A 20,349-nucleotide genomic window follows, 5' to 3' on the forward strand; every position below is an offset into this window, starting at 1 on the left:
CCATGCCCTATTTTACGTTATTCATGGCTTTATTCTTTATTTCAACATCAGCAATCTTCGTCAAATGGGCGGAGACCCCGATCGAGGCTGTCGCCTTTTACCGCATGCTGTTCTCGACCTTATTGTTGCTCCCACTCATTCGCTTGAAGGAACTTTTGCAACTCAGTTCGTCGACGATTCGGCATATGCTATTAAGTGGCATTTTGCTCGCCGGGCATTTTTGGCTGTGGTTTCTCTCTCTTGATTATACGACAGTTGCGAGCTCAACGCTCTTCGTGACCGCAAGTCCGATTTTTGTCCTTGCCGGTAACGCGTTATTTTTCAAACAACACCCGTCGCGCAAGGCACTCCTGTTCGTCGCTGTCGCCTTGTTCGGTGGCGGTCTCGTCGCTTACGGAGATATCGCCGTCGGCATGCGCGCCTTGATCGGGGACGGTCTTGCCTTACTCGCAACGATTTTAGTCGCTGGTTACTGGTTGCTCGGTCAACACGTCCGCACAAGCGTTTCGACGAATCTCTATTCGTTCGGTGTCTATGCCGTCGCGTCGATCGTTCTGCTTTTATTATCGTTGATTCAATCAACGAATCTCGTCGCTGCGTTTCAACAGGATTGGTGGCTATATATTCTTCTTGCCGTCTTCCCGACGCTACTCGGTCACAATTTATTCAACTGGGCGCTCGCTCGTGTCAGCGCTAGCATCGTCAGCATCACGATCCTTGGCGAAGCGGTTTGGGGCATGATCTTTGGGTATTATCTGTTTAATGAGAAGTTAACATGGATTCAAATCACCGGTGCCGCTTTACTCTTGATTGGAATTGGATTGTTCCTCCGACGCAATGAACGTGATATTCGTGAACAGCTCGCCCATCGTGAAAGTGCCACTAGTCAATCTTCCTCATGACAAAAGCGAACCAGGATGATCATCATCCTGGTTCGCTTTTTCGTTACGATCGTGGATCGTCAGGTCGGACTTTCGGTAAACGCCATGTCATCACAAACGCGAGAATGGCACAGAGAACACCACCGATGAAGACGTAACGTAATCCATGCGACAACGCAATTTCTGCCGCATACTGCACGTCTTGCCCGAACGTTTTAGCCGTACTTGATTGAAAGAATGGATCAATCGCGTATCCTGAAAGCGTATCTGACGCTGCAAACGAACGAAGGATGGATAAGTTGAAGATCGTACCGAAGATCGCAACACCGAGCGTCTGTCCCGTCGTACTCAAGAACGAGTTGACGGCCGTCGCTGAACCACGAAGTGACCAATCGACGGATGTCTGCAAAACGACCATGAAGACCGGTTGCGAGAGACCAAAACCAATTCCGATCAGCGAAACGGCAAGATAGATAAAGATATCACTTGATTCGCGCGTGATCAATGAGAGAATCGTCGTACCGACGATTAGCAGACCCATACCTGTCATCGTCCGGTACCGGGGTGAGGCGACACCAATCGTCCGTCCACCGATGATCGCGGTCAGCGTCCAAAAGAGCGACAGTGGCATCAACATGAAACCAGCTTCGGTCGGACTCTTCCCGAGTACCCCTTGGGCAAAAATCGGAATATACGCTGACATCGAGACGAGCACCCAGGCGGAAAAGAAGACCGCTAAGTTGATCACGAGAATGACCGGATGGCGAATGACTGCTGGTGGCAAGAGTGGATCGCTCGCCTTTTTCTCGACCCGATAAAACGTGAACAATAATACGAAACTAATGAAAAAGCTCGCTAGAATGATCGGCCGCAAGAACGTCTCCGACTCACTGCCCGACAATAAACCGTACAGAAACGCACTCATCCCGAGCGCAAACAATAAGGCACCCCGGTAATCGATTTTCCGCTCCGTTTCACGGACCGTCTCTTTGTAGTAAACGACGATCATGAAAAACGATAATAAGGCAAACGGTACGTTTAGTAAGAAAATATACCGCCACGAAAGCGATTCGACGAGGAATCCACCGACGAGTGGTCCAGCGACACCTGAGATTCCCCAGACAGCGCTGAGCACTCCTTGGATTTTCCCCCGCTCCTCATATGTATACAAATCACCGATGATCGTCATCGCGATCGGCAATACAGCTCCTGCCCCGATTCCTTGAACGGCGCGGAAAACGATCAACATCTCCATCGATTGAGCGAGTCCACAGGCTAACGAAGCGACGGTGAAGACGCCGATCCCGAATAACAGAACCCGTTTTCGACCATATAAATCTGCCATCTTGCCGTAAATCGGTGTTGATACCGCCATGAACAACAAGAACCCAGCAAAGATCCAACTGACTAATTTCGCCCCGTTCAATTCACTCGCCATGACAGGTGTTGCTGTTGCAACGATCGTCCCCTCAATCGCGGCTAAAAACGTCGCGAGCAACAAGGCGACGGTTACTTTTTTCCTCATTTGTTCCACTTCCCCTCTACTGTTCTATCATACTGGTTGAACCAGTGATAAGAAAAGTAAATGCTTATGAAACAGGATTCGCGGGAACGGTATGGAATGGTATACACTAGACTCAGATTCACGATTTCGAATGGAGGAATGTCCTATGTTACGAAAAACGGCACTGATTACCGGTGCATCGGGTGGAATCGGACTGGATCTCGCTGTTCTCGCGGCGCGAGATGGCTTCGATTGTGTACTCGTTGCCCGCAATGAGAAAAAATTGAAGGAGCTTCAACAGGTCCTTGAAAAACGCTATCAGATCAAAGTCTATGTATTCGCTGCTGATTTATCACTAAGCGACAGCGTTGATCGTCTCGTGCAATACTTAGAGGAACAAGAATTGACGGTCGATCTATTGTTCAATAATGCCGGCTTCGCCACGTCGGGACGCTTTGCGGAAATCGATCCAACAGAAGACATTAACTCGATCCAGGTCAACGTCGTCGCCTTGACGGATTTGACGAAACGTCTCTTACCGGGAATGGTCGAACGTGGCTTCGGACGCATCTTGAATGTCGCGTCGGTCGCTGCCTTCATGCCAGGACCATACATGAGTGTCTACTATGCAACGAAAGCCTATGTCCTGTCGTTCTCGGAAGCACTTGCGACAGAAGTCGACGGCTCGGGTGTCAGTGTGACTTGTCTCTGCCCAGGACCGACCGATACGAACTTCTTCGACCGGGCGAACATCACGCTACCGTTCAAGAGTATGCCGTCACACCTCGTCGCATTCGCTGGGTACCGTGGCATGCTCAAAGGACGCCGCGTCGTCGTTCCAGGTGTAAGCAACCGGGCCATGGTTTCCTTGTCTCGTCTCCTGCCGCGTCGTCTCCTAACGGAAGTAACAGGACGAATCCAAAATCCTGCACGTCAGCAAGAATCCTCGACAGAAGAAGATCTCCTGTACGCGAATTCATGAAAAAACGGAAGAGCCAGATAGCTGGTTCTTCCGTTTTTGTATTTACGCTTCGCGATGACGAAAGCGTCGCGTCACATAACGTTTGACGCGATCAAATGTCATCGTATAATGATACAGATAACGAACGACGAGAGCACCCGTGATCGAGACGAGGTACCCCGTCGATAAGACGAGTAACCAGGAAACAATCGCGAGGAACCATGAACTCTCGAATCGTAAATATTGCCATTGTAATCCTTCTGATGAGGTAATCAACATGGCGCCCGGGAAAACGGAGGCAGCGAGTAAGTAACAAGCGGCGTAGCGTCCTCTAATGGTACCTTTCATCAACAAAATACTACCAAACACTAAGCCGACGCTCGAAACGATGAGTAACATGACGACATAAGCAAGCGAAATCGATGATCCCAGCATATGCCTTCCCTCCTGTTCGGTATGTTACTATTCTGTACCCCTCTTTTCATCGAATGAATGCAAAATTCGTAAAAAAATCGGAAACAATATCCAGATGAATACCGCGTTACTGAATCCATGAAGTAAGTCAAACGTTCCCCCGGTCACAAGTAATGTCAAAAAGGCTTGCCACGAGAATCCCGTCAATACCAAGAACCCGAGATTGCTCACCCATCCATATAAAAAGCCAGCAAAAAAACCATATCCGGTCAATACGATCCGGTAACGAAGAAACGGAACGAATCCTAAACTGGCAATCGTTGCATACGCCAGCGCCTGAAAGAGGACGAACGGACCGCTTCCGAGAAATAAGCTCGTTAACACGACGACAAGCATCCCAGAAATGGCTCCGACGATCGGATGGATGAATACGGCTAATAATAAGACGAGTGCCGTTGCCGGCTGGACGTTCGGCAAACTGGAGAACAACAATCGTCCGACGATTGCCGCTGCCGTCATGATGGCGATGAACCGTAATCGTTGATCCGTCATCTGAAGTCTCTCGAACATGACTAAAAACAGACAGACGATCAGAACCGTTGCGACGATCATACGAACAACCGACTTTCTTGTAAAAAGTGCTTCGTTGGTCCATCGAAAGCAACTTCTCCGTGCACGAGATAAATGATCCGCTGTGCTGCCCGAATGAGAATTGGATCATGCGTCGCCATGACAATCAGATTCGTCGGATTCTTCTTCCACGATGCGACGAAAGCCATTCGTGCGCTGTCATCAAGTCCAGCCGTCGGTTCATCAAAGTAATAGCTGTCTTTACTCCAATCGATACCGTCCAAGAGACGCTTTTTTTGCGTCGTAAAACTACCGCTTCGATCGTCTAATGGTGCAAGCATCGGATGCGCTGGTACATAATGCGTCTCCCCCGACCGCCGGACTTTTCCGTATAGCGGTCGCTCGACACCGAGCGCGAGCCGGAGTAACGTCGATTTCCCACTACCATTTGCACCAATGATCGCAATCCGTTCGCCTTGATGAAATGACAATTTTCCTGTCACCAGTGCATAGCGTGTCTGCAACGGATAACGATGTTGAACGTTTTCGATTTGGTTCAGGAAACGTCCAGTTGTTTCAGCCGATTCACTCGTCAGCGAGAGGTCGGATTGGATCGTCATCGAACAATGGATCTGACAACCAAACCGTCGTTCGATTTCTTCAAGCAATCCCATTAATCGCTTGCGTCTGACATGATCAAGAAAGAGAAAAGGTTCCGACAAAAAAAGTGTCTTCGGTGACGAAGACAAGGCATGACCGAGTCCGACGAGCTGTTGTTCCCCAGCCGAAAGTTCACTCGACTCCGCTTCAAAAAAGGCTTCTAAGCCAAGTAAGGTCGCGAGTTCTCCGGCTCGAAACAAGGAGACGGTCGCAAGCAAGTCCCGGACACGTCCATGTAGGAGGCGCTCTGGTGTCAAGACTGATTGATCATGCTCGATTGCCTGATGTCGCAGTCGCTCTTCTCGATCGTTGTCGGTATACATGATAGGCATCCCGCATTCCTCCCTTTGTAACTAATAATGATATTGGTAGCAACAGAGCCGAAGCGATTGCCCATGATGTGAAACAAAGCAGGACTCCCATTGTTAGCAGGACTCCGGTCTGAACATCTCGTCGCGCGAACGGTCGTAAACGAGACGGTGCCGCTTCGATCGGGATGATATGATAGGCCGCCATCCGTTCCAGACGAATGCCAAGCGACGCATCAGGATGACTCATCTTAACCTCCGGCCAAGTCCGTAAAAACGAGGGAATTAGTGCCAGGACCATACCCGTCAATCGTGTTAGTCGGGGTAGGAGACGAAACAACGGTCCCATCTGATCAAGTCGAACTAACGTGAAGATCCATTGACTTGAGGTGACGAATAATGTCACCTGGATCGTCGTTTCATATATGGCAAACGAATCGATGCTTGCTCCATATAGGAGTGGTACACACATCATGACGGCATAGAGAGCAGGAAGTAAGAGATATCGAAAAATAGTCCGCTCTTGAACGAATAAGAACAAGAGTAGATGATAGACCACGATGATCGTTTGATCGTGTGTGAGGACGAATGGAATCGTAATCATCCCGATGAAAAAGAGAGCGACGTTCACTGGGTGAAGTCGCTCCCGTTCTGGTTTACTCAAAATAAGCCATTGCATCTTTTTCAAACCGCCATTCGAGACGGTCTCCTTTTTTCAGTTCATAACTCCCGGCACCGACTTCCCCGGGTTTTCCGTTGACACCGAAGACCCAGCCACTCCCTGCTCCAGCTGACTTTTCACGAATCCCATCGACTGCCGTTACATATGCCATCTCACCTTTACCTGTTTTAACGACATCAAGCGTTGTATCTTCAAGCGCATCCAGTGCTGTATCTTTTTTATTTAAACACACGTCTTTATCGAATAATGTCTTATCCTTGACGTGATCCACGACCGACACCTTGACTTCGGTCTCACAAGACGCTGTTTGTTGTTCCTCTTTTGCTTCTGCGCAACCGGCAAGTAACACGATACTTGCAGCAAATAACCATTTTTTCATCGTACGACTCCTTTTCGCCTTGAGGTCTCAAAGCTGTAATTGTATAACAGAATGGTTTTGTCTCGTAATGATTGACCGTCAGACCGCAGATAGGTCAGGCGAATCGCATTCGCTAAGACATCGTCCCCTGTATTAACATACGGAATAAGTTTTCCTTTGTCATCAATCAAAAATACTGTCGCATCCTGCAGACTAAACGTTTCGTAGAGCCCATCGAGATCCATCTCGATATAGGGGGTTTTGGAATCATGTAAAATCTCATGCATCGAGAGTTTTCGTAACGTCTCAAACGATTGGTTCGCATCAATCAGTTTTTGATAATACGATATCAATGATTTCGTTGCCAACTCTTCACGTGGTCGATAGGAAATCGTTCCGGTCAACTCTTGATAACTGACATCATAACGAATGAACCGTTTCGGAGTTTGGACGAGCATCTCAAACGAAGCATTCCGTAGATTCCCGCCTCGATCGAACATTAGCTGGCTTTGTTCCAACCGTAATCCGTCTTCTCCTACACGGCGTTCGACTTGTGCGAGAAAGCGATCGAACGAATCATCCGTGATGGTCACGCGACCAATCTGTTGAGTTTCTTCCCGCAACGTTCCGGCATCAAACGGTCCGAGGAACAGTTGAAACAGGAAGAACAAGAACCCGAATAATGCCATGTATCGTTTATAACGTGAATTCTTTTTCGGATGCAACACGATCAAAAAGATGATGATGCCGAGCGGTAATTGAATATCATAGACTGGAAACGACACGGCGCCGAGACACGCATAAAAAATGAACTTCATATACAAGTATGTTTCTTTTTCCGTTCGCCGTTCAAGTAAAAACGCTAAGCCACTAGCAGCCAGTAAAAAGAGTGCCCATAAAATGAGAAAGTCCATCTTTTACCCTTTGACCGGGACGACCCGGTGATCAAACATGAGATGGCTGTTTGCAAATACTTCTCGTGCCTCTTGTTCCAGTACTTCTTCTTGATCGACATAACGCGCAGATACGTGCGTCAAGAGGAGCTTTTTTACCTGCGCCGTATCCGCGATGACAGCTGCCTGTCGAGCAGTCGAGTGACCGAAGCGTCCCGCATGTTCGACTTCTCGATCGGCAAACGTCGCTTCATGGACTAATACATCGACATCTCGCGCGAGCTCTATCGACGCCGCGCACGGCATCGTATCGCCAAGAACCGCTAGCTTGACACCTGGTTTGGGAGATTCTAAAAAGTCAGACGATGCGTAGACCGTGCCATCGAATTCAAAGGTTTCTTCCAGTGTGATTCGGCGATAGAGTGGACCGGAAGGAACTCCAAGTGCCTTCAGTGCATCGACACGCAATGCCCCACGCTCTTCTGGTCCTTCTAGGCGGTACCCGAACGCCGGAAAACGGTGCTCAAGTGACCGCACCGTCACGCGGAAACCATCTTGTTCGTATGTTTGACCATCTTCGACTTCAACGATCTGGAGTGGATAACGTAAATATGTTCCTGTAATCCTTAATGTCGCGTCCATCCATTCCTTAATCCCTGTCGGTCCATAGATCGTTAGCGGTGTCGTTCCTTCTAAGGCAGCTCGCGTACTGATAAATCCTGGTAATCCAAAAATATGATCCCCATGTAAATGGGTGATGAAGATCGCGTTGACTTTTCGTGGTTTAATCGGACTGTGTAAGATTTGATGTTGCGTCGCCTCTCCACAATCGAATAACCAGGTCATTTTGGGGTGTAACAAGGCAATCGAAGTAACGTTCCGTTGTTTTGACGGCATACCGGCTCCTGTCCCTAAAAAATAAAATTCCATCTTTTTCCCCTTTTCGTAAAATTAGCATTTTTTATACACAAAATACACCTTTCGTCTGTTGAAGCATGGTAAACTGTACCTATTCAGATTTGGAAGGTGGTTTTTCCATGACTAAGATTGAACGGACATATGCCCGGATCGTCCGGGAAGCCCGTAAACTAAACGAGAGTTATCGGCAAAAATACGGAAAGTCGATTCAAATCGATGAAATCGCTTCGACCTTATTATGTACAGAAGAACTCGTTTTAGAGTCTATGGAATATGTGGATCGTCCTCAAGTAGTTTAATCGTACAATGATAAAGAGTGTATCGCAATGTCGCGATACACTCTTTTTGTGTTCCATCAGCTTATTTGTTCGTGATGTAATCGACTAACGTCACACAAAGTTCCGCTGTTTTGACGAGTTCTTCGATTGGCATCTTCTCATTCGTCGTATGGATATCTTCATATCCGACCGCCAAGTTGACCGTTGGAATACCGAAACCAGCGATGACATTGGCATCTGATCCGCCACCAGAATGCAAGAGACGTGGTGTACGTCCAAGTTGTGTGATGGCTGCTTTTGCGACTTCGACAACTTGATCTCCATCTTCGAACTTGAAGCCTGGGTACATGACTTTGACTTCCACTTCGGCACGACCACCGAGTTCTGCCGCTGCTTCTTCAAACGCCGCTTTCATCTTCTCAGTCTGCGCTTCCATCTTCGGAGCAACAAGTGAACGTGCTTCCGCGAAAATTTCTACATAATCACAAACGATGTTCGTTGATGGACCACCACCGCTGAACCGTCCGATGTTAGCTGTCGTCTCTTCATCAATCCGACCGAGTGGCATCTTCGCGATGGCTTTTGAAGCAATCGTAATCGCCGAGACCCCTTTTTCTGGTGCGACACCAGCGTGAGCTGTTTTTCCAAAAATCTTCGCATTGACTTTTGCTTGGGTTGGAGCAGCGGTGATGATGTCCCCTACTTTTCCGTCTGAATCGAGTGCGAAACCGTAATCCGCATCAATTTTCGATGAATCAAGGACCATCGCCCCAACAAGTCCAGATTCTTCACCGACTGTAATGACGAACTGGATTTTTCCGTGTGGTTGTTTTGTCTCATTGAGTACATGAACGAGTTCAATTAGTGAAGCGAGTCCCGTTTTATCATCTGCTCCAAGAATCGTCGTGCCGTCCGTCTTGACATAACCGTCCTCGATGATTGGTTTGATTCCTTGACCCGGGAATACTGTATCCATATGGGAAGTGAAATAAATTTTATCGACCCCGTCTTTTGTTGCCGGAAGCGTGACGATCAAGTTATTTCCTTTGTGTTCCGTCTTAGACGAAGCGTCATCCTCAAAAACGTCACATCCAAGATCCTCAAACGTTTTTTTCAAGTGAGCACAAATCCGTGCTTCCTCTTTTGATTCCGAATCGATCTGGACAAGCTCTAAAAACGTATCCAATACGCGTTGTTCATTGACCATGACAAAAACCTCCTCTAATATACTTCAATCCAATAGCGCTTTATTAGTATACCATCCTGACAGCCATTTGCACTTCTGAAAGGTTGTTTGTACAATGGCAGTAATCAGTCGATATGAGAGAGGAGGACATGACGATATGGCAAGACCATCGAAACAACAACGGATCATTAAATGGACGACGATCGGAATCTTAGCGATTTTCCTACTCGGAACATTCGCTTCAACGATGTTCTATTTCTTTTGATTGACGTAGCGTTGTTTGAGACGCAAATATTGCTCTGCTTCCTGCAGCATATGCAACAAGGCAGATCGAACCTCGAACTCCTCCCGCGTGACGGGTAAGGCAGAGGTACGAAAACGCGTCAATAGCGCTTCTAGTTCTAAAATGTATACCATTGCGTCGGCTTCAGGTCGGACATTGTCGCCAATCGTCCGAAAGAAGGCGGCGACTTTTTTTCCTTCTTCGACGACGAGAACAAGTTCCTCCGCATGATGGACGATGCCACGTAGGAGCTCGAATTGTTGTTCGCGCATCCGGAAATAGGCATAGTCCTCATCGTCATTACGTCGACCGATCGCATTCCCCATCCGTTTTAAGGCAGCATCTTTTCCCTCATGTAACAGACGTTCCGTCTCGTCAAGCGTCAACGCATGATGATTGACTCGCCCTGTCTCGATCGCGGCCGCGACTTCATAGAATAAGGACGCGATCCGTTGATCAATTTTTTCCCGTCGGTCGTCGATCAACAAATCAAGACTTGGCATGTACATGTTGACAAGCATTCCGACACCAACACCAATTCCGAGCAATAAGGATTCATTCAACAGGATGTGTGCGTTGAGCTGACGTTCCGTATACAAATGTGTCAGTATGACGACACTCGTGATGAAACCGTCCTGAAGTCGGAGGCGTTGAACGGATGGAAGGAATAAAATGAAATAGATCAATAACGTAACCGGACGATAACCGATGACTTCGAACAGAATGAATCCAAGTACGATGGCAAGTAATGACGCCATGATCCGTTCGTAAGACGACCGAAACGTCTTCTTTCGTGTCGATTGGATACTCAAGATCGCAATGATCGCAGCGAAGACGTAATAATCGAGCTTAAGTCGCTCCGCAATCCACATCGCGAGCGCGGCAGCGACTGCCGTCTTCAGCGTTCGATAACCGATTTGCATCAGGTTCACCTCCCTTTTGTTTTTCTTTGTTAGACTACCTACGTTGGACACGAATGTCCATTGCTTTTTAAAGGACGTGATTTTCTTTGACGACACGCACTATCCGTCCTGGTCGCCCCGTGCGCCGGACTAGCTCACTGAAAGGGTTACTCTTCTTTTTCCTCATCGGCATTCTCTTGTTCTTTTGGCTTCGTGAGGAACCGAAGACAGTTTTATCCCCACCGGCTCCTTATACAGCTGAGCGCTATGAGAAAGGTACAATCAACGAACAAGACTTCCAAACGTTCGCCGAGGCAAAGGAGTATGCGGGTCAGCGTGGTGCGGTAAAGCGCGCTTCCGATGACCGCTACGTCTATCTCGGTGGACAAGGTACCGGAATCGTCGATGATCGTGGTATTCTGTCGATTCATCATGACGCCGATTTAAAGAAACGGCTTACCTATGTCGCTTCCGGCACACGCGTCCAATTGCTTCAGTTCGGTGAACAGACGAGTCGCGTCAGCGTCGCAGGCGCAACTGGTTATGTTCCAACGGATCGCTTACGTCCGTTCCCGGCAGAACGTGTCTCGAATCCGTCGTACTATCAGACGAAGGGAAATCGACTCCTTCACTACATCGTTGCTGACGGTGGACTTGGTGGATTGATTGTCGCTGGTGAAGCGACGAACGCGACGTCTCGGACGAGCAAATACGTCGAATCGAAGACACTGACACGTGATTTGACGAAACCGACGCGCCTGAGTGCCAAACAACTCGATGCGTTCATCAAGGAGCAAGCGCCGGACAGCCCTTTGGTCGGGAAAGGAAAAGTCTTTAAGTCCGTTGAAAAGAAATACCGGGTCAACGCAGCCTACCTGCTTGCACACGCCATCCACGAATCCGACTATGGACGGTCTGAGATTGCCCGCGAAAAAAATAATCTATTCGGCGTCAATGCGACGGATTCTGCCCCGGGAGAAGATGCGACTGCTTATAAATCCTTGACGGATTCAATCGAGCAGACCGGCCGATTCATCGCAAAGGACTATCTTAATCGGGATGGACGTTATTTCCGCGGGGCTTACCTCGGGAACAAACAAAAAGGAATGAATGTCTTTTACGCGTCAGACCCCTTCTGGAGCGAAAAAATCGCTGGTATCCTAGTGAAAATGAACGCCTTCTAAATCCGAGATATGATACACTATAGGGCGAGACAACAATCATTGAGGAGTGAACACGTCATGGAAAAAGTTTTAGTATTTGGTCATAAAAATCCTGATACCGATACGATCACATCGGCAATCGCTTATGCAGAATTAAAAAAAGCGCTCGGTGTCAATGCCGAAGCAATCCGTCTTGGTGAGATGAATGATGAAACGTTATTCGCGCTCGATACGTTCAAAGTTTCAGCACCACGTCTAGTGACAGAGGTCGCGACAGAAGCGTCACACGTCATCTTAGTCGACCACAACGAACGTCAGCAAAGTGCGAACGATATCGACGCTGTTACCGTAACAGAAGTCATCGACCATCACCGAATCGCAAACTTCGAGACATCGGATCCTGTCTATTACCGGGCAGAACCAGTCGGTTGTACAGCAACGATCCTTAACAAGCTCTACAAAGAGCATGGTGTTGCAATCAAACCAGAAATCGCTGGTCTGATGCTATCAGCGATCATTTCTGACTCGCTTCTGTTCAAATCACCGACTTGCACAGAGCAAGATATCATCGCAGCACGTGAACTCGCAGAAATCGCTGGTGTCGATGCGAACGTCTACGGTCTTGAGATGCTCAAAGCTGGAGCTGATCTCTCGAAAAAATCCGTTCCTGAATTGATCTCACTTGATGCAAAAGAATTCACGATGGGAACACTCAAAGTCGAAATCGCTCAAGTCAACACTGTCGATACAGCTGAAGTCTTGCTTCGCCAAGAAGAACTCGAAACAGCGATCAACGAAGTCATCCTTGCAAAAGGACTTGATCTGTTCGTCTTCATCGTCACGGATATCTTGACGAACAACTCTGTCGGACTCGTCCTCGGGAAAGAAGCGAATCTCGTCGAACGTGCTTACGGTCTTGAAGCGACGAACAACCTCGTCTACCTCGAAGGTGTCGTTTCACGTAAGAAACAAGTCGTTCCTGTCTTAACAGATACAGCTCTTGCAACACAATAAGTCAGAAAAAGAAGGAGTTCGCTCCTTCTTTTTTGAATAAAGAATATGAATGGCTGTTCATTCATTACATAAAGGAGGAAGCAATATGACACAAACGATCATGGTGACGGGTGGAACGAACGGAATGGGGAAAGCGATGGCGCTCGCCTTAAAGGAAGCCGGCTGGAACGTCGTTGTCACAGGACGCGACGCGGAACGCTTGCGACTCATGGATGAAGCATTGGGTCAGATTCAAGGTGAACATCTGACGATTCAGATGGATGTCCGTGATGCGGACGCTTGTCTTGATGCTGTCAAGCAAGCACGCGAACGGTTCGGTCGTCTCGAGGCATTAATCAACAATGCTGCCGGGAACTTCATCTGTCCGACCGACGAATTATCGCCGAATGGATGGAAGACGGTCATCGATATCGTCCTCAACGGAACATTTAACTGCTGTCACGCTCTTGTCAAGGGTTGGCAGGAAGATCAAGTCGCTGGCGGTCAAATCGTCAATATCGTCGCTTCTTATGCATGGCAGGCAGGTGCCAGTGTCGCTCCGAGTGCTGCTGCAAAAGCCGGCGTGCTGAACTTGACGCGGACGCTTGCCGTCGAATGGGGCTATAAATATCAAGCCCGTGTCAACGCGATCAGTCCGGGACCGATCGAACGAACGGGTGGTGCCGATAAACTCGCTTTATCACCGGAACACGCGGAACGAATTCGCCGCAACGTCCCACTCGGTCGATTCGGAACACCGGAAGAGATCGCGACGCTCGCAACCTGGATGGTATCAGATCAAGCCCGCTATTTGAACGGAGAATGCATCGCTCTTGACGGTGGTCATTGGTTAAATAAACAACCATTCTGATGATTGAGATTTAATTACTTAAGAAGTCGTTCTCCACAAAGATAAGAATGACGCGTTTCACGCCACTCCTACAGGAAAAAGCGCATTTTTGCGCTGTCAGAGACGAACAAGATCTGCTTTCCAGCTTGAATGAAGCAGGAAAACTGGCTTGTGTCTCGCCTGAGGAAAGAGCGTGAAAAGACGCGGCATTCTTTTTTGGAGTCAGCCCCTTACATTCGTCTCGAACTATTTTTCTTTCTTTTCGCTATGTTTATGAATTATATAGAACAGGTAGAAAGTACAAGAAGGAGGCGATCATATGTGGGGTGCGTTCGGTTGGGGTGCGTTAGCAGGTGGCGCCGTTGTCATTGGCGCCTTGTTTGGACTGTACTTACCCTTAAAACAACGACTGATCGGTTACATCATGTCGTTTGGAACAGGAATCTTGATTGGAGCAGCGACATTTGAGTTGCTCGATGAGGCATTAAAGAAATCAACAACGTTCGTCGTCGCGATTTCCTTTATCGTCGGGGCACTTGTCTTTACAGGCTTTGACTTGTTCGTCTCGTCACGCGGCGCGAGTAAACGGAAACGCTCGTCTGGTGGGAATGAAGGCACGGGGACGGCGATTTTCTTTGGGACGATTCTTGATGCCATCCCAGAATCAATCATGATCGGTGCCAGTCTGTTATCTGGAAATGTCAGCGCGGCACTCGTCGCGGCAATTTTCGTCAGTAACATCCCGGAAGGTTTATCGAGTACGACGGGGTTACGAAAAGATGGCTTTTCGAAGAAAAAAGTCTTGCTGATGTGGGGAGTCGTCTGGTTAATCTCCGCCCTCGCCTCACTCGCCGGCTATACGGTTCTCGCAGAACTACCAGACATGCAGTTCGCCATGATCGGTGGCTTCGCAAGTGGTGGGATCATCGCGATGCTCGCTTCGACGATGATGCCGGAAGCTCACGAGGAAGGCGGCGCGATCGTTGGTCTGTTCGCAGCACTTGGGTTAATTACTGCCATCATCCTTAGTTAAATACAACATAAGGCGCGTTGTCTGGAAAACGAACCGGACAACACGCCTTATGTGTTAAACAATTTAAAACTCACCTGTTCCTCCCGTAACCCCCTCCCATTCCTCCTTAAAACGAGCCACGAACTCTTCCATGTAGCGATGCCGTTCCTCCGCTAAATGATGGGCCGTCTTCGTATTCATTAAATCTTTTAGTCGGAATAACTTTTCTTCAAAATGATTCAGGGCACTTGTCTCGCCTGTTCGATCACCCGGCTTTCGTGGTGTTAGTCCTGGCACATGCATTGGCTCCCCGAACCGACCAGCGAACTGAAACGTTCGCGCAATCCCGATTGCGCCGATCGCATCGAGACGGTCGGCGTCTTGGACGACTTGTCCTTCGATCGTTCGCATTGGTGGACGTGTGCCATCTTTATAGGACAGGCTCGTGATAATGTTTAAAATCTGTTCCTGTTCCTCCTCTGTCACCTTTCCTTGCAAAAAGGTGGCGACCGTCTCTGCCGTTCCCCCGAGTTTGCTATCTGCTACGTCATGAAGTAAGGCTGCTAATTCGATGATCCGGGTATTCCCGCCTTCCTGTTTTGCAATATGTAACGCTAAACGGCGAACTCGTTCAATGTGAGCATAATCATGACCTGAAAAGTCCGTCGCATGAAACGACCGGACGAACGCTTCCGTTTCTTGAATCATTGTCGACCCCTCCATTCCGGTTCAAGTAATCCATACAGTAACATGTCATGCCGCTCTCCGTCTCGTCGTAAAAAAGCACGGTATCTTCCTTCCTGCACGAACCCAAGTCGCTCGTATAATTTAATTGCACGCAAATTATAATCAAAGACCGTCAATTGAATCCGGTACAGATTCAGCTCCAAGAAGGCGTATTCGAGGATCGTCTGTAGCGCATCCGTCGCATACCCTTGCCCTTCACAATCCGGATCGATGCCGATCATCAACCACGCCGTTCCGTGTGTCGGTAAAATATCTTCTAATGCGACCACCCCAATCATCCGTTCATCTTCAAAGTTCCGGATCGCAAATCGAAACGTCTCCGGTGCATCCGTCGCCATCATCTTTTCAATCTTATCCATGGATAAATGACGATATGGCGTTGCACTAAAATGACGGGCGAATGTCGCATCGTCAAGCAATCGTTGCATCACTTCGGTATCTTCCGGTTGAAAACGTGTCAGACGAGTATGATGACCTTCCAGTAGTTTTTTCATTCTTATCCCCCTCTATATTAAAAATCGAAAAACGCTAACCCCTTTTCAGAGTTAGCGTACGGTGATCATAAAACTTTTTCGAGGAATTTTTTTGCCCGGTCCGTCTTCGGATTGTCGAAGAGTTCGACTGGTGAACCTTCTTCCATTAAAATTCCTTCATCGAGGAACAAGACACGATCGGCGACTTCTTTTGCGAAGCCCATCTCGTGCGTCACGATGACCATCGTCATTCCACTCTCAGCAAGCTGCTTCATGACGTCTAGCACTTCGTTGACCATCTCTGGGTCAAGGGCTGATGTCGGTTCATCGAACAGCATGACGTTCGGTTCCATCGCAAGTGCGCGGGCGATCGCGACCCGTTGTTTTTGTCCACCTGACAACTGATTCGGGTAATTATCGCGTTTTTCCGCTAAACCGACACGTTCCAGTAACGTCTCCGCTCGTTTAATCGCCTCGTCCTTTGAAATCCCGAGGACGTTGATTGGTGCGTACGTCAGATTATCAAGGACAGACTTATGCGGGAACAAGTTGAACTGTTGGAAAACCATGCCGATGTTCTGACGTGCTTTCGAGATGTTCGCCTTTGGTTTTGTCAGTTCAAAACCATCGACGATGATCGTCCCACTCGTTGGTTGTTCAAGTAAATTGATACATCGTAGAAATGTTGATTTACCAGATCCCGACGGTCCGATGACAGCGACGACTTCACCGCGTGTAACCGTCGTCGAGATACCTTTTAATACTTCTAATTTTCCGAACTGCTTATGCAAATCGGTGACTTGGATCATAGGTTCCATCTGATTACCCACTCTTTCTCATAGCTTTTTCGACTTGTTGGCCTATCAAGCTCAATCCCATGACAAGAACAAAATATACGAATCCGGCAAACAATAACGGTTCGAAATAGATTGCCTTTTCTCCTCCGACGATTTGCGCCCGGCGCATGACATCAAGTACGCCGACCGTCGAGACAAGCGCCGACTCCTTCGTCAACGTGATCAATTCGTTCATGATCGCTGGGAGGATATTTTTAAAGGCTTGCGGCAAAATGATCGAACGCAGTTGTTTGAAATACGAAATACCGAGCGCGTCTGCTGCTTCCCATTGTCCACGATCAACAGCCTGAATCCCTGCCCGAATGATTTCCGAAATATACGCTCCGGAGTTCAAAGAGAAGGCGATGATTGCTGATTGGTATCCTGTCGTGACATATCCAGTTAGTTGCGGTAATCCGAAGTGAACGATTGCCAGTTGCAAAATCAGTGGTGTACCCCGGAAAATCGCTGTGTAGGCATGACCGATAAAACGGAGGATTCGACTTTTTGTGATTTTTAGTGCCGCGACGACGATTCCGATCAGCATCCCGGCAATGGCTGCTACGATGACGACTTGGAAGAGGACCGGAATGCCCTCGAGAATATATGGAATTGAATCTTGAATCTTTGTAAAGTCTATCATAATCAATCTCCTAACGTCGCACAAAAGGGATGAGGTTACCCCCACCCCCATGCACTTGACTTATTTTGCTTCTTTTTGGAACCACTCTTCTGCTAATTTATCGATTTCACCACTGTCGATCATTTTCTTCAGCTCTTTGTTGAAATCGTCACGCATCTTATCCCCTTTTTTGAAGGCGATTGCTGAACCAGCTGGACCATCTTCTTTAATCTGGTACGTTTTCAGGGAGGCATCTTGATCCATGTATTTGACGGCGACTGCATCCTCGATAATGAGGGCATCGATCCGACCTGTATTCAATTCTTGAATGATTTCTGGGATTTTGTTCAATGGAACCGTTTCGCTGTCCTTAAAGCGGTCTTTCGCGAGTCCCTCTTGAATCGAACCAAGCTGGACACCGATTTTTTTACCTTTGAGTTCATCTTCTGAACTGATCGCTTTATCCTTCGTCATGACTAAGTTTTTCGATTCGAAGTAAATGTCCGTGAAGTCAGCATTTTTCTTCCGTTCTTCCGTTGGTGTCATGCCCGCCATGACGAAATCCACACGACCTGAGCTAAGCGCACCAAGTAGACTACCGAATTCCATATCTTCGATTTTTAATTTATATCCAAGATTTTTCGTAACTTCTTTGGCGATCGCAACGTCGAAGCCGACGATGTCTTCTCCTTTTTTCGTATCGATGTATTCAAATGGGAAGTAATCCGCTGATGTTCCCATCGTCAATACTTTATCATCCTTACTTGATCCACCTGTTGATTCTTCCGACGCGCCACATGCTGCCATTGTGACTGCCAGAATGCCTGCCATTGCCGTTGCTAATAATTTTTTCATTCGAGTTTTCCCCTTCCAACGCTCAATTGTCAGAACTTTAACAATAGTATGACTTATGTGTATGTCCAATTCAATACCGAAAAGCCTGACCTGTTCTATTGCTTTTAGGATATACGAATATTTATTCACTGTAAAGCATAAATATATAAATTTTTTTGACTTTCTATTCATAAATCATGCATAAATGACTGTTTATACAATTTTGCAAACGTTTTCAAATTTAAAATTTATTATTTTAGTCTTATGAATACACAAAAAAAGACTCCTTTTTCAGGAGTCTTCTTCGCTTAGGCGTAGATTTCAATTAATGATTCAAGTTTCTCGACGACTTCTTCCGCCGTGAACGATTCGATGTCGAAGCGCTCGACCATCGAGAGGATGTTTCCATCTTGCATTAACGCAAAGGATGGAGATGAAGGTGGATAACCTTCGAAATATTCACGCGCACGGTCTGTCGCTTCGCGATCTTGTCCAGCGAATACCGTGACGAAATGATCGGGCTTGATGCCCTCTTTCCGATTGACGTACGCTGCTGCAGGACGGGCGATCCCGCCAGCACATCCACAAACAGAATTGACAAGGACAAGTGTCAGACCTTCCCGTTTCATTGCTTCATCCACGCTCTCTGGCGTCGTTAATTCTTCAAATCCAGCAGCTTGCGCTTCTTTGCGGGCTGTTTGGACGACATCTTCAAAATACATTTGGAAATCCATCGTATTGCCTCCTTTGATTCGTTCTCCTTCTTATTGTACGAGTTTCGGTGAAATCTGTCCAAGTCTGCCGCTTAATTCATTTTCTAAAAATGGTCGTGCCTGCAACAGATCACGGAATGCGATGTACCGGTCGATTTTTTCTTCCGTTGGTCGCTTGTTTTGTTTGTACGCACGGATCAAGATGTTCTTCGGTGTGTGCTCAAGATCGATGAATTCAAGCAATTGCGCTTCATATCCTACAAGCGTCAATAACTCGGCACGAATCGAGTCCGTCGCAAGTGATGCGAATTTTTCTTTGATCAGTCCGTGCTGGAGCATGACATCAAGCGGAGCGCAGTCCAATTGACGGTTCAGTTCCTTTTGACAACACGGTACACTTAGGATGACTGATGCATTCCAGTCGACAGCTCGCGCGAGTGCGACGTCCGTCGCAACATCACAAGCGTGAAGCGTCACCATCAGGTCGACTTCCGTCTCCCCTGTATAATCATGAACGTCTCCGACGCGGAATGTCAGATCGGTATAATCCAGATCACGTGCAATTTGCGTACATTCTTCGATAACTTCTTTCTTTAAATCAAGACCTGTCACTTCAAGGTCGAATCCTTTGACGACTTTTAAATAATGGTAGAGAGCGAACGTCAAATACGATTTCCCGCAACCAAAGTCTAAAATCCGCAGTTTTTTTCCTGTTGGTAAGGCGGCGATGCTATCCTCGACGAATTCAAGGAAGCGATTGATTTGCTTGAACTTATCGTACTTCTGTTTTTTGACTTGCCCCGCTTCCGTCATCACACCTAGACGAATCAGAAACGGAACCGGTACACCGTCTTCTAATAGATAGGTTTTTTTTCGGTCATGCGACAAGAGTGCTTTCATTGGTTCCTTTTGGGATGTCTTGATCGCGACTTTCATCTTTTTCGAGAGCTGGAACTGCCATTCTTCTTCTTCAAAACGGAAGAGGAATTGCCGGAATTCCGTGAACCAGTCATCGAGTCGACCGATGAAATCCTCCACTAAAATATTTTCATGCTTCATGACGCGTTCAAATTGAAACTCAACCTGCATCATCACCGTATCTCTTAATAGAATCGGTTTTACCTTGATTCGTCGGAGATCATTGGATTTTTGACGCGGATTGCTCATCGTTGCATGGATCAGTACTCCTTGCGTGATTTTCGAAGCAAGGCTCGCTTTTAATTCATGTAGTTCCACTAGTCGTCCCGTCCTTTTCTAATGTTCTTTCGAAACTGTAGCAAATTCGTACCTGTTCGACAAGTTTACACG

General features: G+C 47.6%; 24 protein-coding genes. 7 read left to right on the forward strand and 17 right to left on the reverse strand.

All coding sequences use genetic code 11. The features are described from left to right. Positions 1-2 precede the first annotated feature (2 nt). Positions 3-902, forward strand: coding sequence for a DMT family transporter (locus B2U10_RS06225; protein WP_290786372.1), 900 nt, complete (start codon positions 3-5; stop codon positions 900-902). 43 nt (positions 903-945) lie between these two features. Here B2U10_RS06225 and B2U10_RS06230 read toward each other — a convergent pair whose 3' ends face one another. Beyond that, on the reverse strand, positions 946-2,406 hold the full coding sequence (locus tag B2U10_RS06230) for an MDR family MFS transporter (protein WP_290786375.1): 1,461 nt from the start codon (positions 2,404-2,406) through the stop codon (positions 946-948). A 145-nt stretch (positions 2,407-2,551) separates the two neighbouring features. On the opposite strand from B2U10_RS06230, the gene B2U10_RS06235 reads away from it, so the two are divergent. Continuing rightward, positions 2,552-3,367, forward strand: a complete 816-nt coding sequence (locus B2U10_RS06235) for an SDR family NAD(P)-dependent oxidoreductase (protein ID WP_056060320.1) — start codon at positions 2,552-2,554, stop codon at positions 3,365-3,367. Between the two features lie 42 nt (positions 3,368-3,409). Here B2U10_RS06235 and B2U10_RS06240 read toward each other — a convergent pair whose 3' ends face one another. From B2U10_RS06240 to rnz, 7 genes are read right to left on the reverse strand one after another with little or no spacing between them, the layout of a single operon-like run. Next, positions 3,410-3,781, reverse strand: a complete 372-nt coding sequence (locus tag B2U10_RS06240) for a hypothetical protein (protein ID WP_056060317.1) — start codon at positions 3,779-3,781, stop codon at positions 3,410-3,412. Positions 3,782-3,808: 27 nt separating this feature from the next. Next, a complete protein-coding gene (locus B2U10_RS06245; protein ID WP_290786377.1) occupies positions 3,809-4,372 on the reverse strand; it encodes an ECF transporter S component in 564 nt (187 codons plus the stop codon). Beyond that, a complete protein-coding gene (locus tag B2U10_RS06250; RefSeq protein ID WP_290786379.1) occupies positions 4,369-5,322 on the reverse strand; it encodes an ATP-binding cassette domain-containing protein in 954 nt (317 codons plus the stop codon). The genes B2U10_RS06245 and B2U10_RS06250 overlap by 4 nt, the downstream gene beginning before the upstream one ends. Continuing rightward, complete coding sequence (locus B2U10_RS06255; protein ID WP_056060308.1) at positions 5,258-5,977, reverse strand: hypothetical protein; 720 nt, start codon at positions 5,975-5,977, stop codon at positions 5,258-5,260. The genes B2U10_RS06250 and B2U10_RS06255 overlap by 65 nt, the downstream gene beginning before the upstream one ends. Further along, positions 5,955-6,359, reverse strand: coding sequence for a DUF4430 domain-containing protein (locus B2U10_RS06260; protein WP_035409014.1), 405 nt, complete (start codon positions 6,357-6,359; stop codon positions 5,955-5,957). The genes B2U10_RS06255 and B2U10_RS06260 overlap by 23 nt, the downstream gene beginning before the upstream one ends. Beyond that, positions 6,356-7,252 carry a hypothetical protein gene (locus B2U10_RS06265; protein WP_290786382.1) on the reverse strand — a complete coding sequence of 299 codons (897 nt, stop codon included), beginning with the start codon at positions 7,250-7,252 and terminating at the stop codon, positions 6,356-6,358. The genes B2U10_RS06260 and B2U10_RS06265 overlap by 4 nt, the downstream gene beginning before the upstream one ends. A 3-nt stretch (positions 7,253-7,255) precedes the next feature. Beyond that, the gene (gene rnz, locus B2U10_RS06270) at positions 7,256-8,161 is read right to left on the reverse strand and encodes a ribonuclease Z (protein WP_035409018.1); all 906 of its coding nucleotides are present in this window, start codon (positions 8,159-8,161) and stop codon (positions 7,256-7,258) included. A 107-nt stretch (positions 8,162-8,268) separates the two neighbouring features. Here rnz and B2U10_RS06275 point away from each other — a divergent pair, with 107 nt between their 5' ends. Further along, complete coding sequence (locus B2U10_RS06275) at positions 8,269-8,448, forward strand: hypothetical protein (protein ID WP_023467629.1); 180 nt, start codon at positions 8,269-8,271, stop codon at positions 8,446-8,448. Positions 8,449-8,509: 61 nt separating this feature from the next. Here B2U10_RS06275 and B2U10_RS06280 read toward each other — a convergent pair whose 3' ends face one another. Both B2U10_RS06280 and B2U10_RS06285 read right to left on the reverse strand, forming a co-directional pair. Beyond that, positions 8,510-9,634, reverse strand: coding sequence for a M20/M25/M40 family metallo-hydrolase (locus tag B2U10_RS06280; protein WP_056060303.1), 1,125 nt, complete (start codon positions 9,632-9,634; stop codon positions 8,510-8,512). A 231-nt stretch (positions 9,635-9,865) separates the two neighbouring features. Beyond that, on the reverse strand, positions 9,866-10,819 hold the full coding sequence (locus B2U10_RS06285; RefSeq protein WP_290786385.1) for an aromatic acid exporter family protein: 954 nt from the start codon (positions 10,817-10,819) through the stop codon (positions 9,866-9,868). 86 nt (positions 10,820-10,905) lie between these two features. Between B2U10_RS06285 and B2U10_RS06290 the strand changes: the two genes are divergently transcribed. The 4 genes from B2U10_RS06290 to B2U10_RS06305 all read left to right on the forward strand — a co-directional run bounded on the left by B2U10_RS06290 (position 10,906) and on the right by B2U10_RS06305 (position 14,837). Next, a complete protein-coding gene (locus B2U10_RS06290; protein WP_290786388.1) occupies positions 10,906-11,982 on the forward strand; it encodes an N-acetylglucosaminidase in 1,077 nt (358 codons plus the stop codon). A gap of 57 nt (positions 11,983-12,039) precedes the next feature. Continuing rightward, positions 12,040-12,975, forward strand: coding sequence for a manganese-dependent inorganic pyrophosphatase (locus tag B2U10_RS06295; RefSeq protein WP_023467624.1), 936 nt, complete (start codon positions 12,040-12,042; stop codon positions 12,973-12,975). Between the two features lie 85 nt (positions 12,976-13,060). Further along, positions 13,061-13,825: a 2,4-dienoyl-CoA reductase gene (gene fadH / locus B2U10_RS06300; protein WP_290786391.1), complete on the forward strand. Its 765-nt coding sequence runs from the start codon at positions 13,061-13,063 to the stop codon at positions 13,823-13,825. A gap of 298 nt (positions 13,826-14,123) precedes the next feature. After that, positions 14,124-14,837 (forward strand): ZIP family metal transporter, encoded by a 714-nt coding sequence (locus B2U10_RS06305; RefSeq protein WP_035409029.1) that lies wholly within the window; start codon positions 14,124-14,126, stop codon positions 14,835-14,837. Positions 14,838-14,900: 63 nt separating this feature from the next. On the opposite strand, the gene B2U10_RS06310 is transcribed toward B2U10_RS06305, so the two are convergent. From B2U10_RS06310 to B2U10_RS06340, 7 genes are all read right to left on the reverse strand, one after another. Further along, complete coding sequence (locus B2U10_RS06310; RefSeq protein WP_035409030.1) at positions 14,901-15,539, reverse strand: HD domain-containing protein; 639 nt, start codon at positions 15,537-15,539, stop codon at positions 14,901-14,903. Beyond that, positions 15,521-16,057, reverse strand: coding sequence for a GNAT family N-acetyltransferase (locus B2U10_RS06315; RefSeq protein ID WP_035409031.1), 537 nt, complete (start codon positions 16,055-16,057; stop codon positions 15,521-15,523). The genes B2U10_RS06310 and B2U10_RS06315 overlap by 19 nt, the downstream gene beginning before the upstream one ends. A 65-nt stretch (positions 16,058-16,122) precedes the next feature. Continuing rightward, entirely contained in the window at positions 16,123-16,845 is a 723-nt protein-coding gene (locus B2U10_RS06320; protein WP_035409728.1) for an amino acid ABC transporter ATP-binding protein, read from the reverse strand. A 13-nt stretch (positions 16,846-16,858) separates the two neighbouring features. Then, positions 16,859-17,518, reverse strand: a complete 660-nt coding sequence (locus B2U10_RS06325) for an amino acid ABC transporter permease (protein ID WP_035409731.1) — start codon at positions 17,516-17,518, stop codon at positions 16,859-16,861. A gap of 57 nt (positions 17,519-17,575) precedes the next feature. After that, entirely contained in the window at positions 17,576-18,349 is a 774-nt protein-coding gene (locus B2U10_RS06330; RefSeq protein ID WP_035409033.1) for a transporter substrate-binding domain-containing protein, read from the reverse strand. Positions 18,350-18,636: 287 nt separating this feature from the next. Next, positions 18,637-19,062 carry a BrxA/BrxB family bacilliredoxin gene (locus B2U10_RS06335; protein ID WP_023467616.1) on the reverse strand — a complete coding sequence of 142 codons (426 nt, stop codon included), beginning with the start codon at positions 19,060-19,062 and terminating at the stop codon, positions 18,637-18,639. A 30-nt stretch (positions 19,063-19,092) separates the two neighbouring features. Next, complete coding sequence (locus B2U10_RS06340; protein ID WP_056060286.1) at positions 19,093-20,277, reverse strand: class I SAM-dependent methyltransferase; 1,185 nt, start codon at positions 20,275-20,277, stop codon at positions 19,093-19,095. Between the last annotated feature and the right edge of the window lie 72 nt (positions 20,278-20,349).

This window comes from Exiguobacterium sp. UBA7533 (genome assembly GCF_002479335.1).
GTDB lineage: Bacteria > Bacillota > Bacilli > Exiguobacteriales > Exiguobacteriaceae > Exiguobacterium_A.